Source organism: Salmonella sp. SAL4457 (assembly GCF_046548235.1).
GTDB classification, from domain to species: domain Bacteria; phylum Pseudomonadota; class Gammaproteobacteria; order Enterobacterales; family Enterobacteriaceae; genus Salmonella; species Salmonella enterica.
Window position 1 is genome coordinate 1 of the sequence record NZ_JBGDZO010000597.1, and the last position, 267, is coordinate 267.

Here is a 267-nt window from a genome sequence, read left to right on the forward strand (position 1 = left end):
AGGTGAAGATGCGTCCGATGGAGCGCGCCCCCTTCTTCGCCGCCTGGCAGGCGAAACAGCTGCGGGGCCTGTGCGTGTGCGCCAGCGGCAGGTACGGCAATGCCGCGGCCCGCATCGAGGAAGTGGCCATACACGGTGGTCCCTTTGCGTACGGGGGCTATGCGGACATCGATGCCCTGTTCAAACAGCAGGACGTCGAGACCGACCGCAACAAGCGCGAGGAAATCCTGCACCACATCCAGCGGCTCATGCACGAGCGCGTCATGT

1 protein-coding gene is annotated in these 267 nt (G+C 64.8%); it reads left to right on the forward strand.

All coding sequences use genetic code 11. From position 1 onward, the window contains the following. Window positions 1-17 precede the first annotated feature (17 nt). On the forward strand, window positions 18-267 hold a 250-nt coding region (locus ACLJNW_RS25595; RefSeq protein ID WP_410961423.1), incomplete at its 3' end, for a hypothetical protein.